This is a genomic window from Aromatoleum sp. (genome assembly GCF_035254505.1).
Lineage (GTDB): Bacteria > Pseudomonadota > Gammaproteobacteria > Burkholderiales > Rhodocyclaceae > Aromatoleum.
Genome location: NZ_DATFAO010000017.1, coordinates 12,787 through 29,410, shown reverse-complemented (window position 1 = coordinate 29,410; position 16,624 = coordinate 12,787). Strand labels below are relative to the sequence as shown.

The window sequence follows — 16,624 nt, the reverse complement described above, 5'->3', positions numbered from 1 at the left end:
GGACAGGATCTATGGATTGAGTGCATCTTCGTTACTCGGATCGAGACACGGAAGAGCGGAACCCGGCCCCGGGGAGGAAATGGGGGAAGAAACCGAGGTCGGGTCCGCAACCGGGAAAGGCGTCAGCGCACGCCTTCGGCAGCGACGGCGTCGCCGGTAAAGTAGGTTTCCTGCTTGCGCGGCACGACCTTGAAGTCCTCGCCGTTGAGCGCCTGGATCACGCTCATCGTGCCGGCCTGCAGGTTGAACACCGTCGCGGTCTTCATCAGGGTCGCCGGGATCGAGGGCACGACGAAGGGCGTGACCTGCGTCGTGCGCCACAGCTTGCCTTCGGCGTCATAGCCATCGACCAGCGCGATCAGCCAGGTGTCCTCGTCGAGGTAGTAGCGGCGCTTGGGCACGGCGTGGCGCTTGCCGGCGGCGACGGTCGCCTCGACAACCCATACGCGGTGACGTTCCCAGCGCACCTGGTCCGGGTTCAGGTGGTACTTCGCCAGCGCGTCGTCGAGCTTCGCACCGACGAATCCGTTGTTGTTGTACGGGATCAGCATCTCCTGCTTGCCGACCAGTTTCCATTGGAAGCGGTCGAGCGAACCAAAGAAGCCCTGCACCTCATCGAAGTAGTTCGCGCCCGAGGCGACGAAGTCCGGCGTGTCGTACGAGACGGTCGGCGCGCGGCGAACGCGTCGCTGGCCAACGAGATACTGCCAGGCCTGGCGCCCGACCTTCTGATCGATGCTGTCACGGATCACGAGCGACTCGCCGGCCTTGAACGGGGGCTCCAGCGTGTTGAAGCGCAGGATCGCGTACTCCCCTGACCAGGTCTCGGGCGTCGCGTCTTCGTAGTACTGCGGATACTGGAACGCGATCTCGTTACGGGTGGCAAGCGTGTGGCTGCCGTCCGCGTTCCCGACGATGTTCTTGAAGCGGTATTCGATCGACGGCGCTTCGACGCGCATCAGGTAGTTCCACATGACCTCGACGCCTTCCTTCGGAATCGGGAAAGGCGTGCCGCCGACGCAGCCTTCGAGCGAATAGCCGCCCTCCTTCAGCTTGCAGCGCGTCGCGTTCTTCGCGACGTTGTCGTAGACCTTCTGCGAGGCAGCCGCGGTGCGGTGCGTCGGGTAGACGTCGAGCCGGAAGCTCTCCGGGTACTTCCGCAGCAGCGCCTTCGTGCCCTCGGACAGCATCGCGTCGTATTGCGCCATGTTCTTCGCGTTCACCTGGAAGACGGGCTTCTCGCCGGTGAAGATTTCGAGCGGGATGTCGCCCATCTTCTTGCCCGCGAGCGGCTTGGTCTGACCGCCGTCCCAGGCCGGAATGCTGCCGTCCTTGTTGGCGGCCTTTTCTGCACCAAGCGGGGTCAGCGTGGTCTTGAGCTTCGCGGCTTCGTCGGCACCGACCGCAGCTTGCGCTCCCTGAGCGCCGAGCAGTACAGCGGCGATGGCCGCCGAAAGAATAAGTGGCTTGTTCATGGTCGTCTCCTCGTTTTCTGGATATGCGGAATCAGAACGTGCGCTGGATCGACAGCGAGACGAAGTCGCGGTCGCCATGGAAGTTGTCGTACGAGAGCTCGGGCACCGCGGTGTTGTAGCGGATCACCGAACCGGGCGAGCCGATGTAGTGCGTGTAGTTGAGGCTCGCCTGCCAGGTCTTCTGGTACTCGCCCTTCAGCCCGATGCTGAGGTTGCCGCCATGCTCGGCGGGGAAGAGCGCGCCATTCACAGACGAGCGGCCGCTCAATCCGTAGGCGACGCCGATCGGCACCTGCACGTCGAGGCCGGGCAGGACCTGGAAGTACTCGGGCTGGAAGATGAACTGGACGGCGGTGGCATCGCGGGTTGCGCGCGGGTCGAGCTGGTTGGCGTTGTCGGTGATCTTCAGGCGACGGTTGAACGCGAACTCGCCGATGAAGGACGCCCCTTCCCACAGCGAATTGCCCGCCAGCACGCTGATCGCCGAGAGGTTGAGGTGCATCGTGCGGCCGACCGGGTAGGCCGCGTTGTTATCGCCGTCGGCGGTCGTGTTGCCGGGCAGGATCACGGTATTGCCGCTCGCGACGAGCGGCATGTTGTCGCGGAACGAGAGTTCGCCGGCGACGTTGGTTTCACCGACCAACGTACTGAAGCTGCCGCCGACCGTGCGGATGTTTTCGCCGAACACCTGTACGTAGTCGCCGACGCTGCCCGCCCGCACATGCACGCCGGGCCGCAGGTAGAACTGCGGCAGCTTGTCGTGGTACTGCGCGGCGTAGATCCCGTATTCGGTGTCGCCTGACTTCAGCTTCAGCTGCAGGCCACCCTGCCCCGAATCCTTCGCCTCGATGTCCTTGCCGCGGAACACCGCAGCGCCCGGCCCGAGGATCACGGTTTCGCCACCGTCGTCGACGAAGTCTGCGAAGCTGAAGTAGCTTCCCGCCGCTGGCAGCCGCGTCTTGCGCCACTCGACTTGGTAATACGCGCCCACCGATACCTTGTCGTTGATCTGCAATTGCGCAGAAAGCTGGCCCACCGGCCGCAGTATCTCCTTGAACTGAGAGTTCGGCACCGACAGGGCCTTGATGAGGTCCAGCGAAGTCTGCGCCGCCGCGATACCGTTGCTGCCGAAGAACAGGCTCTCGCCGTAGAGCTGCGTGAAGCGGCCAGCCTTCACGTTCAGGTTCATCTGGCCAGGATGGAGGTTGGTCCAGACGAAGGCATCGAGGAATTCCGCCTTGCGCCCGTGCAGGTCGCGCGTGTCGTCGGTGAATTCGTCGTAGCGCGCGGAGCGGGAGTTCACCAGCGCCCCGCCGAGGGCGCCCGGATTGTCGTTGTGGCGGTTATAGACGTCGTCGTACCAGGCGGCGCCGCTGACGCGGAAACCGAAGTCGCGCTTGTAACGCAGGTCGAATTCGGACAGTAGATCGACGCGATTGGAAATCAGGCCGCGACCGAAATTCAGATCGCCGTCGTTAGTGTTCGCCTGCACGCCCAGCGAATTGTCGGCGACCCGCGAATCGGCGCTACGAGTGCGCCACGCGGCGCTGTACTTGATCGTGTTGTCCCACGTCATGCGAACGTCGGAATCACCGCCGTCGATCTGGAACGCAGACGCGCCTGACGCGGCGGACAGCGCGGCCAGCGCACCGAGCACCGCGGCGACAGCCGGTCGGCGACGAAAAACCTGCGCGCGGCGCGGCGCCAATTGCCTGGACCCCATGTCTTCCTCCTTATGCAATATGCTTTTCCGTCGGCGCGCTCCGCGGGGAAATGCCCTGCATGTCGTCCGATCTGGAAGAGGAAGTTATCGATGTCGAGGATTACCGTCCAATACCATTAGTTGGCGCTCTTGATACCTTCAAGGTATGGTGTCGCACGCACGCCCACAAGGACCCGGAGAACCATGGACCTGAGACATCTGCGCTACTTCATTGCCGTCGCGGAAGAGGAAAACATCGGCCGCGCGGCGGCGCGCCTGCACATCTCGCAGCCGCCACTGACCCGGCAGATCCAGCAACTGGAAGAAGAACTGGGCGTGAAACTCTTCAATCGCACGCCCAAAGGCATGGAGCTCACGCAAGCCGGCGAACTCTTCCTGGAGGAGGCGCGCAACATCCGCTCAGTGGTCGAACAGGCGACCGAGCGCACGCAACGCGCGGGCCAAGGCAAGCTCGGCCGCCTCGACATCGCGATCTTCGGCTCGGGCATCCTCGGCACGATCCCGAGGCTGCTGCTCGCCTTCCGCAACGATTACCCTGAAGTGAAGATCGTGCTGCACACGATGACGAAGGCCGAACAGATCGAGGCGCTCCGCCAGCGCCGCATCACGGTCGGCTTCAATCGCATGCTCGCGCCCTTGCCGGACCTTGCGACCGAACTCGTCGCGACCGAACCGCTACTGCTCGCCGTCAACGAGAACCATCCCTTGGCACAGGAAGAATCCGTGCCCTTCCGCGCCCTCGCGGATCACCCGATGGTGCTATTCCCGACCGGTGCACGGCCGAACTTCGTCGACAAGGTCATGCGTCTGTGCGAGGAGGCCGGCTTCGTGCCGAACGTGTCGCAGGAAGTCGGCGACGCGGTGACGGGCGTCGCCCTCGTCGCCGGCGGTTTCGGCATCTGCCTCGTGCCGGAATCGGTCACCGCGCTGACGCTCCCCGGTGTGGTCTTCCGGCCCTTGCACGACAGCCCGGCCAACAGCCGCATCGACCTGAGCTGCCTGTACCGGTCGGACGATCAGTCGCCGATACTCGCCGCTTTCCTGGACTGCGTACGCAGCTTCCGCAAGGCAGGGACTTTCGACGAGTCAGTCGACATCACGAACGGGACGGTCTGGGACGCAGGCATCTGATCGCCTGCCATTGAAACTTACGTCGGGTTAGTGTCCCGGCACATCGAACAGCCGCAACATGTCTTCAAAAGCGCGCGCACTGCCCTTGAGGTCGTAGCGCGCAAAGAGCTTTTCCTGCTTGACGCGCAACGCGGGCGCGAGCCCCTGCAGGATCAGCTCGCGCTCCTGCTCGATTTCTCCTCGCATCCGCTCGGTGACGAGGAAGAAGGAGATCGGCATGAACAACCCGTCCGGCCGATGCAGATGGAAACGCGGATTGGCGGGAAGGATGTGCTCGGAGAGGTGGCTCTTCATGGCCGCTGAGATCCTGGAAAGTTCACTGACTTTATAACGCTTTTCGACAACCGCTGCGGTGATTTAGGTCAACCGCGCGCGCACTCACTTCTTGAGCGGAGGCCGGATAGTACGACGTTCCCGATTCAATTGCTCGCCTGCGAATCACGAAAATCCTCTGCGCGCAGACCATAGCGGGCGAGTTTGTCGTACAAGGTCTTGCGCGGAAGCTTCAGCAATTCGGAGGCCCGGGCGACGTTGCCCTGGCTAACCTTCAGGGCGCTGCGGATGAAGCCCCGTTCGGCCTGCTCCAGCTGGCTGACCAAGCCGGGTGGCCCGCCGTCCTCGCCTTCCTTCGCGGACAGCCCGTCCGACAGGCCGAGGCAGATCCGCTCGGCGGTGTTCTTCAGTTCGCGCACATTGCCCGGCCAGTCGTGCGCCTGCCAGCGCAGGACGTCCACGGCACCCCAAGTCGGGGCCGGCAGCTTGAAGCGCTGCGCCGCCTCACTCAGGAAGTGCGCCATCAGCAGCGGGATGTCTTCCTTGCGCTCGCGCAGGGGCGGCAGCTGCAGCACGGCGACGTTCAGCCGGTAAAACAGGTCCGCTCGAAAACGCCCCTGCTCCGCCAACACCTTCAGGTCGTCCTTCGTCGCGGCGATGACGCGGCAATCGACCTCGATCGACGCGTTACCACCGAGGCGCTCCACGCGGTGGTCCTGCAGCACGCGCAGGAGCTTCGCCTGCAGCGCGAGCGGCATGCTTTCGATCTCGTCGAGGAAGAGCGTGCCGCCGTGCGCATGCTCGATCTTGCCGATACGCCGCTTGGTCGCACCGGTAAAAGCGCCCGCCTCGTAGCCGAACATTTCCGATTCGAACACGCTTTCCGGCAGGCCGCCGCAGTTGATCGGGACGAAGGGCCCGGTGCGTCCGCTCGCCGCATGCAGGGCGTGCGCGACCACTTCCTTGCCGGCGCCCGTCTCGCCATGCAGCAGCACGTCGACCGAGGTCGGTCCGAGCGCGCCGACGAGACGGCGCAGATTCTGAATCGCCGCGCATTCGCCGATGATCGCCGCGCCGGCATGACGTGCGAGCTCCTCGGTGAGACGGCTCACTTCGCGCGTCAGGCGACGCTTTTCGAGCGCGCGCCGGACAACTTCGACAAGGCGTTCGGGCGGGAAAGGCTTCTCGATGAAGTCGTAGGCGCCGGCACGCATCGCCTGCACGGCCATCGTGATGTCGCCATGACCGGTGATCAGGATCACGGGAATGCCGGGATCGGTGCGCAGCAGCCGCGCCATGAAGGCAAGGCCGTCCATCTCCGGCAGGCGCACGTCGCACACGACCGTATCCGGCAGCTGATCGCCAAGCGCCGCCAGCGCAGACTCTGCGTCGTTGAAGGCGCGCGCCGTGAAACCCGCAAGCCGCAGCGACTGGCTGCTCGCGTGGCGCACGGCGGGGTCGTCTTCGATGAGCCAGAGCGTCTGGTCGGCAGTCATGGAGTCGCATCTTTGAGCAGGATTTCGAAACGTGCGCCAGGCTCGGCGTTCTCGGCACGCAGCGTGCCCCCGAGTCGTTCGATGATCGCACGCGAGATCGTGAGCCCCAAGCCCAGTCCTTCGCCGGTCGGCTTGGTCGTATAGAAGGGTTCGAAGAGATGCGCGAGCGTATCGGCGGAAAAGCCGGGGCCGTAATCGCGGATCACGAGGCGCACGATGCCCGCGTCCGAGGTTGCGGTGATTTCGATCCGCAGGTCTCCGCCGCCGCCCTCCTCCATCATCGCCTGCACGCCGTTACGGATCAGATTGACGAGGACCTGTTCGAGGCGGACGGAATCCGCGAGCACATGGAGATCGGGCGGCTCGATCGACACCTCGATCTTGACGGGCGTCCTGGCCGTCACGGCGGATAGCAGCATCAGCGCATTGTCGATAGCCGCGCCGAGGCGTACCGGCACAAGCTCCAGCGGAGATTTGCGGGCAAACGATTTCAGCGGTCCGACGATGTGCCCGAGGCGTCCGACGAGCTCGCCGATCGCCTGGAGGTTGCCGCGGACCTCGTCGGTCTCGCCCATCTCGAGCAGCGTCACGCCGTTGCCGGCGAGCATCTGCAGCGCGGACAGCGGCTGGTTAAGCTCGTGCGACACGCCGGCCGCAAGCTGGCCGAGCACGGCAAGCTTGCCAGCCTGGACGGCGTCGTCCGTCGTCTTGCGCAGGATCGCCTCGGTCTTTTCCAGGTCGTTGACCTTCTCATGGAGTTGCTGATTGGCATTCGACAGCTGCGCCGTGCGCTCCTCGATGCGCCGTTCGAGGTCTTCCGAGACGCGCTTCAGCGCCTCCGCAGCCTCGCGCCGGTCGCGCCGCGATTTCTTCCGCAAGCGGCCGTAGACGAAGAGCGACGCCAGGAAAGCCGCCGCGAAGCCCGCGCCGACTCCGCCGAGCACGGCCGTCTCGCGGACTTCCCGCAGGTCCGAGAACAGCATCAGCCCCCAGCCGGGTCCGCCGATCAGATAGGACTGCGCGAGCCACTTGCCCCGCCCTTCAGGAAACTTCGCGCCGTCGACGACGACTCCCTCGGGCAGCACATCGAGCGCCTCGGCAGCGAGCGGACGGATCTGGACCTCCGGATATTGCCGGGCTGCGACGACGCGCTTGCGTACCTCCTCCGACAGCGGCTTCAGCGCGCGGTACTTCCATGATTCGGTCGTGCTGAGCACGACGACCCCGTTCTCGTCGACGAGCGCCACGCGCTCTCCGCTCTCGGCCCACCCGCGTTCCACGCCGTTCAGGCTGAAGGTGATCGCGGCAACGCCGATGATGCGATCGCCATCGCGCACCGGCCGCGAGCGGAAGCAGCCCGGCACCAGTGTCGTCGTGCCAACGCTGTAGAAGAGCCCCGCTCCGCCGGCCATCGCTTGTCGAAAATACGGACGATATTCGTAGTTGTTACCGATCAGCCTTTGCTGGCTGCTCGCGACCGCAGTGCCGGCCGTGTCGAGCAGGTAGAACTGCGTGACCTCGGTCCCCGCCTGCGCCTGCTTGAGCAGTTCGTTGACCGCCGGGACCAGCGCCGGATCCTTGTCGCGCAGCAGGCGAATCGCGTCCTTATGCAGGCCGATCATGAAGGGCAGGTGCTCGTACTTGTCGAGCACGCTCTCGAGGCTGCGGGCAAAGAGCACGAGGCGCTGTCGGCCGGCATCGTGCAGGCGCGCGAGCTGCCACTCCCACGCCGCGCGGTAGCCCAGCCAAGCGGCCAGCGTGCAAGCGGCGACGAGGAGCAGCAGGTTCAGCGCACGCCTGACGCGCCTGGTCCTCACCCCCTCATCCTCACCGCCTCGCCCGCCGCTTCATCTGGATGTCCTCAATCTTGATCGATGCGCGACGTGGCCTTCGTGTCCTTCATCGTCAGCGAAACGATCAGCGACAGCGCCGCGCACGCGCTGACATAGTAATAGAACCAGGGTTCGTGGCCGATGCTCTTGAGCCACAGCGCGAGGTACTCCGCCGTGCCACCGAAGACCGACACCGTGACCGCGAACGGGAAGCCGACCCCGAGCGCGCGGATGTGCACCGGGAAGAGCTCCGCCTTGAAGATCGCGTTGATCGACGTATAACCGGTCGTGATCAGCAGCGCGACGATGTACCAGCCGAGCGCGCTGCCCATGCTCTGCGGCACCGACAGCGCGGTGAGCAGCGGCACGGTGAAGAGCGTCGCGCAGACCCCGAAGGCGATCAGCATCGCGCGGCGGCCGATGAAGTCCGACAGCAAGCCGACCAGCGGCTGCAGCAGCATGAAAACGAAGAGCGCGATCGACGAGATCATCGTCGCATCGTCCTTCGAGAAGCCGGTCGTGTTCACGAGGTACTTCTGCATGTAGGTCGTGAAGGTGTAGAAGGACACGGTACCGCCCGCTGTGAGCGCAACGACCGTGAACACCTCGCGCGGATGCTTGGCGAGCTCGCGCACGTTGCTCTTGCGCTTCGCCGTCGCGCCCTGCTCGTTGAACGCTTCGGTCTCTGCCATGTTGCGGCGCAGCCAGATCGCCGCAGCGGCAATGCCCGAGCCGAGCAGGAAGGGAATGCGCCAGCCCCACTCGTGGAGCTCCTGCTGCGTCAGCAAGAACTTCTGCAGCACCAGCAGCAGGCCAAGCGCCAGGAGCTGCCCCATGATGATCGTCACGTACTGGAAGCTCGAATAGAACCCGCGCCGGCTCGGCGTCGCGATCTCGCTGAGATAGGTCGCGGAGCTCCCATACTCCCCGCCGAGGCTGATGCCCTGCAGCAGGCGCGCGACGAGCAGCAGTGCGGGCGCCCCGTAGCCGATCACGTCGTAGCCGGGGATGAAGGCGATCATCAGCGATCCTGCGCACATCAGCATCACCGACAGCATCAGTGCCTCGCGTCGTCCCTTGCGGTCGGCATACGTGCCGAGGAGCCAGCCGCCGAGCGGGCGGACGAGAAAGCCGATTGCGAAGACCGCGGCCGTGTTCATCAGCTGCGCGGTCTGGTCGCCGGACGGGAAGAACTTCGGGGCAAAGTACAGCGCAAAAGCCGCATAGACGTACCAGTCGAAGTATTCGACGAGGTTGCCGACCGAGCCGCTGAAGATCGAGCGCAGGCGCGCCGCGGGCGACAGATGCGCCGTCCGCCGGCGGGTTTCCCCGGGAAGGTCGGCCGCAGCACCGGCCGGAAGGGTCAGTTCGTTCACACTCATCGTCGTCTCCTGGTTGTTGTTACGCCCTTTGCGCGTGAGATCGACAACGCAACCCGCATGCCAAACCTATCCCTTTGATTTAATTAGACTGACCGCGATCGTGTGTGCGGCTTGTCAGAATCCGCCAAGAACCCCGTCCGAAAAATCAGAATCGTCCTAAAAATACCGTTTGCATTCCTCAGAAACCGTTTCGTTAATGCTGGTAACATGACATGAAACAGGGTGATCCCGTCTATGACGAATTCCGCATGCGGCGTTCCTGAATAAGCAGTATCGGCACGGATCCGCACGGACTGTGCCATTTGCCGCATACAGCTCCCGGACGGCATGCTACATAGACAGCCGCTGCCATTGTGCGGCGCGAGAACCTACGAAAGAGAGCTGTGATCCATGGGCGACAACAATACCGACGTCATCGACGTATCCCGTCTGCGAATCGGCCATTTCGTCTATATCGATCTGAGCTGGATTTCGCACCCGTTCCCGCTGAACAGTTTCAAGATCACTTCGCAGGAGCAGATCGACACGCTCCGAGCCCTCGGCATCGACCGCATCCGCTACTCGCCGGAACGCAGCGACCCCGAACCGGTCGTCCCGACCTCAAAAGAATCCGCGCCGCCGGAAGCGACCGATGCGACGGCTCCGCAAGCGTCCGCCAAGCCCGCGACGCAGTCGGACGCCGAGCAGGCGCGTCGTGCCATCCTGGCGGACCAGCACGCGAGCCTGAAGGCCTGCGAGCGCGAATTCACCAGCGCCTCCCGCGAATACCGGGCGGTCGTCGAATCGCTTCGCACGAAGCCGGCGGCAGCGTTGGCGACGGCGACCAGTCTCGTGGCCAACATGTCCGCGCACCTTGTGGGCGCGGGAGAAGTCTGCATCCGCCTGCTGTCGGAAAAGGTCGGTGAGCGTGCGTCACATGAGATCAACGTCACCGTGATCTCGCTGCTTCTGGGCAATAGCTGCGGACTCGACAAGCGCGCACTGCATGAACTCGGCCTTGGTGCGCTGCTGCATGACATCGGTCAGATCGAGCTGCCCGACCGCCTGCGTTACGCGAACGAAAATCGCTCTGCCGCCGAAGAGAAGATCTACCAGCAGCACGTCGCATACGGCGTCGCGCTCGCCCGTAACATGCCCCTGCCGGCCGGCGCCTTGGCCGTGATCGCGCAGCATCACGAACATGTCGACGGCAGCGGCTATCCCAAGCAGCTCAAGAACGCCGCACTGTCGCCGGCCGCGCGCATCGTCGCACTGGTCAATTACTACGACACGCTCTGCAACCCATCCAATCCCGCGCTCGCGATGACGCCGCACGAAGCCTTGTCGCACATCTTCACGCTGCGCAACGCCCGCTTCGACGAATCGACCGTGAATACCTTCATCCGGATGATGGGCGTGTATCCGCCCGGCTCGGTCGTGCAGCTCAACGACGAGCGTTACGCGCTCGTAATGTCGGTCAATGCCCAACGGCCGCTGAAGCCGCGCGTGGTCATCCACGAACCGCAGGTGCCGCGCGAGGAGGCGCTGGTCGTTGATCTCGCCGACCGCCCGGACATCGGCATCCGCCGCAGCCTGCGTCCGCTGCAGCTCCCGCGCGCCACTTACGACTACCTGTCGCCGCGTACGCGCATCTGTTACTTCTTCGAGCGCGGCCGCGGAATGCTCGAAGAGGGAGGCGCGCCATGATCAGCCTCGACGCCTTGGCCCCCATGCTCGACGGATTGCTCGAATCCGTGCTGGTCGTCGACGGGGACGACTTGCGCATCGTTTGCGCCAACCGCAGCGCGTGCGCGCTCCTCGGCGTTCCGCACAGCGGCCTGATCGGCCGTCCCATTGCGGAGATCGCGGCGACCCCGGAAGACATCTTCTTCTGGGAAGAGGTCGGACACGGGCTCAGCGACGAAATCCATTCCGAGACGATCCTGCGGCGCGACGACGGAACGGTCCTCAACATCGACCGCCGCGTGACCCGGGTCGCGGTCGAAGAGGCGCGCGCGGTGTATCTCGTCGGCATCAACGACCGCAGCGAACAGCGCCGCGCGGAAGACGAACTCGAAAAGATCGTCGCCGAACTGCGCGCGACCATCGAATCGACGGCCGACGGGATTCTCGTCGTCGATCTCGCGCGCGGCATCCGCAGCTACAACCACCGCTTCGCTGAGCTGTGGGATATCCCGCAGGACTTGATGACGAAACGCGACGACGAGGCGACCTACGCCTGGCTCGAACAAGCCGTCGTCGATGCCGAGCAGTATCGACGCAGGCTCGAAGAACTGAGCGATCGACCCCTGCTCGAAGGCACAGACCTGATCGTGCTGCGTTCGGGCAAGATCCTCGAACGCGCTTCGCTGCCGCAGTACGCCCGCGGGCGCCCCGTCGGGCGCGTCTTCTCGTTCCGCGACATCACGCAGAGCCTCGCCGACAAGTCGCGGCTCCAGCTCGCCGCCAAGGTTTTCTCGGCGAGCCTCGACGCGATCCTGATCATCGACAGCGAACACCGTGTGGTCGCGGCCAACGCGAAGTCACTGGAATCGAGCGGCTGCGAAGAAGGCGAATTGCTCGGGCAGCGCACGGACTCGCTGCTGTTCCTGCCCGAGGACGACAAGTTCGTGCCCGAGATCCTGCGCAGTATCGAGGGCGACGGATTCTGGGAGGGCGAACTCTCCTACCGTCGCAAGGACGGAACGAGCATTCCCGGCCTCGCCTCCTTCGTCCGTGCGCTCAACGACGACGGCAACCCCCCGCAGTACGTGCTTTTCTTCAAGGACCTGACCGACAAGCTCGCCGCGAAGAAGCGCATCGAGGAGCTCGCCTATTCGGACACCCTCACCGGCCTGCCGAACCGAGTGCTGCTGAACGAGCGGATCGAGTTCGCGCTGAGCTGGTCGGCGCGCGAACAGCGCCACTTCGCGGTGCTCTTCATCGACCTCGACCGCTTCAAGCAGATCAACGACTCGCTCGGCCACATCTTCGGCGACCGCGTGCTGGTCGAGGTCGCCAAGCGGATCAAGGAATGCATCCGCCAGTGCGATACCGCGGCGCGGCTCGGTGGCGATGAATTCCTGCTGTTGCTGCAGGACGTCGACCAACGGGGCGCCGAAGCGACGGCGCGCCGCATCCTCGCGGCGCTGTCGCGCTCCTTCGTGCTCGGCGACATGACGCTGACCGTGACCTGCAGCATCGGCATCGCCCTCTATCCCGGCGACGGACTGAGCGCAGACGACCTGATCAAGAACGCCGACACGGCGATGTATAACGCCAAGGAACGCGGCCGCGCCGGCTTCCGCTTCTACCAGCGCCAGATGAACCTCAACCTGCTCGCGCGGATGAAGCTCGACCAGGCCTTGCGGGAAGCGCTCGAACACCAGCGCTTCCGGCTCAAATACCAACCGCAGATCAATCTCGCCACGGGCAACGTCATTGGCGTCGAAGCCTTGTTGCGCTGGACGGACCCCGAGATGGGCGAGGTCTCGCCGGCCCTCTTCATCCCGCAGGCGGAGGAAAACGGCCTCATCATCCGTCTCGGCGAGTGGGTGCTGAACCAGGCCGTGAACCAGGCCGTCGCATGGCAGAAAAAGGACATCGACCTGATCGTCGCCGTGAACGTCTCGGCGCTGCAGTTCCAGAACCCGGACTTCATCCGCTCGGTTTCCACCGTGCTCCGCCGCAGCGGACTGCCGCCCCGCCAGCTCGAACTCGAGCTGACCGAATCGATCCTGATCCAGGACGCCGACGAGGCGCTGCTCCGCCTGCAGGCGCTCGCCGAACTCGGCGTCAGGCTTTCGATCGACGATTTCGGCACCGGCTACTCCAGCCTGACCTATCTCAAGCGCTTTCCGATCCACAAGCTCAAGATCGACCGCTCCTTCGTCGAAGGCGTGCCGAACGACGAAAGCGACACGGCGATCACCACAGCCATCATCAGCATCGGCCGCACGCTCAAGCTCGGCGTGATCGCGGAGGGCGTAGAGACCGAATCGCAGCGCGAGTTCCTGGAGGTTTCAGGATGCGACCAATTCCAGGGCTTCCTGTGCTCGCCGGCGGTGACGCCGGAGGAGATCGAAGTCCTCGCGCGGGAACTCGGCACGCAGCACCGGCCGGGCCAGCCAGCGCGGATGGCCGCCGTGCACGCGGAACAGGCGATCGATTAGAATCCGCGCCTTCCCTGCCCTGGCCGTACACCATGCCGCTCGTCACCTGTTCCATCGACCACAAAGTCGCGACACTCACGCTCGACCACGCGGCCAAGCGTAACTGCCTCTCCGAGGCCTTGGTCGATGAATTGATCGCCGGACTCGAAGCCTGCCGCGCAGCGCAGATCCGTTGCGTCGTCCTGCGCGCACAGCCGGGGACGAGCGTGTGGTCCGCGGGGCACGACGTGTCCGAGCTGCCGGAAGGCGGTCGCGACCCCTTGGGCTGGAAGGACCCGCTGCGTAAGCTCGTGCGCGAGATCGAGGCGTTTCCCGCGCCGGTCATTGCGATGATCGAGGGCAGCGTCTGGGGCGGCGCGTGCGAGACCGTGTTCGCCTGCGACCTGATTGTCGCCACGCCCGAATCGACCTTCGCTGCGACGCCCGCCCGCCACGGCGTGCCCTACAACGTTACCGGCCTGCTGACCTTCTTCAACGCGGCGCACGCCCGCATCGCCAACGAGATGTTGTTCACAGCCCAGCCGATTCCGGCGATGCGGCTCGAACGGATGGGCATCATCAACCACGTCGTGGCCGCCGACGATCTCGAGGAATTCACCTACGCTACGGCGCGGACGATCGCCAAGAACGCGCCGCTCTCGATCTCCGTGATGAAGGAACAGTTGCGCATCCTCGCCGGCGCACATTCGATGTCGCCGCACGACTTCGAGCGCATCCAGGGCCTGCGCCGCGTCGTTTACGACAGCAGCGACTACGCCGAGGGAATCCGCGCGTTCAAGGAAAAGCGCAAGCCGGAATTCACCGGCGAGTAAGGGCGCGCAGAGGACGCTTACTCGCGGACTCAGCGCGCCACAACATCGTGCGGGTGCAGCAGATCCGCCGGGCGCGCGACGTCGCCCTGGCGGTAGTCGCAGACGCCCTGCGGAAAGATCTGCTCCAGCCGCGCGCGGTAGGGGCTCATGTCGATCGGCGCATACACCCCCGCCTCGATCGCTTCGGCGACCGGCTGCAACGCGCACTTGAAACGGTCGCCGGCAATCGATTCGCCCGCGACGATGCGCGAATTGGCGAACATCGGATAGGCGCGTGTACAGGCACCCGCCAGACGCCGATTCCAGTCGCCGTCCCAGACGTGCTCGCCGCTTGCCATCACCTTGCCCTCGCGGTCGAAGCAACGGTCGCTCGCCGACGACGGCCGCAGTTCGGCCCAGCTGCGCTCCGGTTCCGCCTGCTTCGCGCGCCACCACTGGTCGATCGCCGCGAAGGCTTCCGGCGTGGGATCGTAGTGGCTGTCGCTGACCCAGATCGACTGGTTTCCGATGCTTCCCCCTGCGGCCCGGATGCGCTCGCGCGTTGAGAACGATGCCGCCTCGTGGTGCATGTCCAAATCCGGTTCGAGGTAATGGCGGACGTCGATCACCGGGATGTCGAGGTGCCCGAGGAACACCTGCCCGGACCGGTAGGCCGCTTCCATCGCGAGCCGGTCGCCTTCGAAACGGGGCGCCGCGACCGTGCCGGCGAGGTTCATGTTGTGCGCGCTCCACGGCGAGAAATCGCGCAGGTCGCTGCCGCCGCCGTCGACCAGCCAGAAGCGTTCGGGCTGCATTTCGGACGGCGGTTTCCAGCTGCCGACGCGCGCGTTGAGGCGGAGGAACTGTTCCGGCCCGATCCGTCCCGTCTGCAGCGCATGCAAGCCGTACTGCACCCCGACGTTGTCCCACGGCACGCGGGCGTAGCCCTGCTTGTCCGTGCCGAAGAACTGCTTCAGGTCTTCGTAGTAGCTCCACAGGCCTTGCTTGAACACCGACTCCGAAAGGCGGTTCTCGAAGTTCGTGAAGAGCGGATTCAGCACCAGTGGAGTCAGGCCGCGCCACGCCACGGCACATTCGGTCTGCCCCTCGAGTGAAGGCCGCCACTCGCCCCGCGCCAGGTACGAAAGCCGCGTCGTCGCCTGGATTTTGAAGACACCGGCCGAGGCCGAGTAGCCGTTGTTTGCGTTGAGGCCCTCGATGATGCTGCGGTTCTCGGCCCGCGCCCATTTCGCGTTCCCCCCGTCGGTGACGTCGAAGTAGTACTCGAGCAACTCGCAGTCGAAGATCGGGATCGTCTGCGTGATCATGTCCGGATAGGCGTACTGCGCGACGCCGGCGTCGAGCAGGCCGGGATGATTCTGCGCGAGCAGATATTGCTGGATCGCGCCGCCCGAACCGCCGACGCCGACCGTGTATTCCGGTTCGCCATAGAGCGCGGAGAACTGTCGCTTCACGCGCAGCGCGGTGTCCTCGATCAGCCACAGGTTGTAATGGTTGGCCGTGGTCGTGCCGGTCGACGCAACGACGGCGTAGCCTTGCGCGAGCTCCTTTTCGCGGTCCGCGATGACGCGCTTCAGATTGGCATGGCCCTGCCGGTGCCCGATCCCCACGCCGCCGTAGAACTGGTAGATCAGGCGTCGATTCCAGCGATCCGCACCGGGCGCGGCCAGCGATTCGTGCGCCCCGCGCAGTGCGACGAGCACATAGATGAAGCGGTTGATCGTTCCCATCTCGACGCGGACCACGAAGGGGATCCGCACGCCATTGACGGTGATCCGCTCGGCGTCGCGCACCTTCTCGTTCCACCGTGAAAAACGGTCCTTTCCGCGCGGCTTGTAGTAGTACCAGGCTTTCGTCGGCGCGAGGCAGTCCTTGCTGAACCCGTGTGCCTCCGGCAATTCCTTCTCGCGGTCCGCCTCCTGGTCGACCCGCGTGCCGATGCCCGCCAGGTTGTCGACCAGCGGCTGCCCGAGCCCCGAACCCTCGGTGTCGCAGACGAAGGGATACTGCTTTGGGCCCGCAAACAGCGCCTCGTCGGGCCCGACTTCGCCCACCTTGATCGGAAAACGGAAAGTTTCGGCCGGTCGTTTCAGTTCCGACGGATGCGGACCGCGATAGGGGTCGGCGTGCGCGCGGGCGTCGAAACCCGGCGGCAATCCCGTTACGCGCCCGTCTTCTCCCTCCCAGAAACCGGCTGCCTCGCAGCAGAACAGCCCAAGCACCAACTGGCCCACCAGGACACCGGACCAGAGCCTTCGCGTTCTCGCCATGTTCGACATATGGACGCAGCTCCAGACGGGCGGGGGCGCCAATAATTGATGTATAGCTCACGGCCGATGGGCCGGCGGG

General features: G+C 64.8%; 11 protein-coding genes. 4 read left to right on the top strand and 7 right to left on the bottom strand.

Annotated elements, in window-relative coordinates:
- Positions 1-122 precede the first annotated feature (122 nt).
- Together VJ673_RS02525 and VJ673_RS02520 are read right to left on the bottom strand one after the other, a co-directional pair.
- Positions 123-1,475, bottom strand: a complete 1,353-nt coding sequence (locus VJ673_RS02525) for a DUF1329 domain-containing protein (RefSeq protein WP_324124447.1) — start codon at positions 1,473-1,475, stop codon at positions 123-125.
- Positions 1,476-1,506: 31 nt separating this feature from the next.
- A complete protein-coding gene (locus tag VJ673_RS02520; RefSeq protein WP_324124446.1) occupies positions 1,507-3,198 on the bottom strand; it encodes a DUF1302 domain-containing protein in 1,692 nt (563 codons plus the stop codon).
- A gap of 183 nt (positions 3,199-3,381) precedes the next feature.
- On the opposite strand from VJ673_RS02520, the gene VJ673_RS02515 reads away from it, so the two are divergent.
- Complete coding sequence (locus VJ673_RS02515; protein ID WP_324124445.1) at positions 3,382-4,329, top strand: LysR family transcriptional regulator; 948 nt, start codon at positions 3,382-3,384, stop codon at positions 4,327-4,329.
- Between the two features lie 27 nt (positions 4,330-4,356).
- Here VJ673_RS02515 and VJ673_RS02510 read toward each other — a convergent pair whose 3' ends face one another.
- The 4 genes from VJ673_RS02510 to VJ673_RS02495 all read right to left on the bottom strand — a co-directional run bounded on the left by VJ673_RS02510 (position 4,357) and on the right by VJ673_RS02495 (position 9,312).
- Entirely contained in the window at positions 4,357-4,623 is a 267-nt protein-coding gene (locus VJ673_RS02510; protein ID WP_324124444.1) for a hypothetical protein, read from the bottom strand.
- Positions 4,624-4,748: 125 nt separating this feature from the next.
- A complete protein-coding gene (locus VJ673_RS02505) occupies positions 4,749-6,098 on the bottom strand; it encodes a sigma-54-dependent transcriptional regulator (protein WP_324124443.1) in 1,350 nt (449 codons plus the stop codon).
- Positions 6,095-7,915 carry an ATP-binding protein gene (locus tag VJ673_RS02500; protein ID WP_324124442.1) on the bottom strand — a complete coding sequence of 607 codons (1,821 nt, stop codon included), beginning with the start codon at positions 7,913-7,915 and terminating at the stop codon, positions 6,095-6,097. The genes VJ673_RS02505 and VJ673_RS02500 overlap by 4 nt, the downstream gene beginning before the upstream one ends.
- Before the next feature lie 44 nt (positions 7,916-7,959).
- Entirely contained in the window at positions 7,960-9,312 is a 1,353-nt protein-coding gene (locus VJ673_RS02495) for an MFS transporter (RefSeq protein WP_324124441.1), read from the bottom strand.
- A gap of 390 nt (positions 9,313-9,702) precedes the next feature.
- Here VJ673_RS02495 and VJ673_RS02490 point away from each other — a divergent pair, with 390 nt between their 5' ends.
- From VJ673_RS02490 to scpB, 3 genes are read left to right on the top strand one after another with little or no spacing between them, the layout of a single operon-like run.
- Positions 9,703-10,998 (top strand): cyclic di-GMP phosphodiesterase, encoded by a 1,296-nt coding sequence (locus VJ673_RS02490; RefSeq protein ID WP_324124440.1) that lies wholly within the window; start codon positions 9,703-9,705, stop codon positions 10,996-10,998.
- Positions 10,995-13,463, top strand: coding sequence for a sensor domain-containing protein (locus tag VJ673_RS02485; protein ID WP_324124439.1), 2,469 nt, complete (start codon positions 10,995-10,997; stop codon positions 13,461-13,463). The genes VJ673_RS02490 and VJ673_RS02485 overlap by 4 nt, the downstream gene beginning before the upstream one ends.
- A gap of 32 nt (positions 13,464-13,495) precedes the next feature.
- The gene (scpB, locus tag VJ673_RS02480; protein WP_324124438.1) at positions 13,496-14,275 is read left to right on the top strand and encodes a methylmalonyl-CoA decarboxylase; all 780 of its coding nucleotides are present in this window, start codon (positions 13,496-13,498) and stop codon (positions 14,273-14,275) included.
- A gap of 29 nt (positions 14,276-14,304) precedes the next feature.
- Here scpB and VJ673_RS02475 read toward each other — a convergent pair whose 3' ends face one another.
- Positions 14,305-16,509 carry a DUF6351 family protein gene (locus VJ673_RS02475; RefSeq protein WP_324124436.1) on the bottom strand — a complete coding sequence of 735 codons (2,205 nt, stop codon included), beginning with the start codon at positions 16,507-16,509 and terminating at the stop codon, positions 14,305-14,307.
- Positions 16,510-16,624 lie beyond the last annotated feature (115 nt).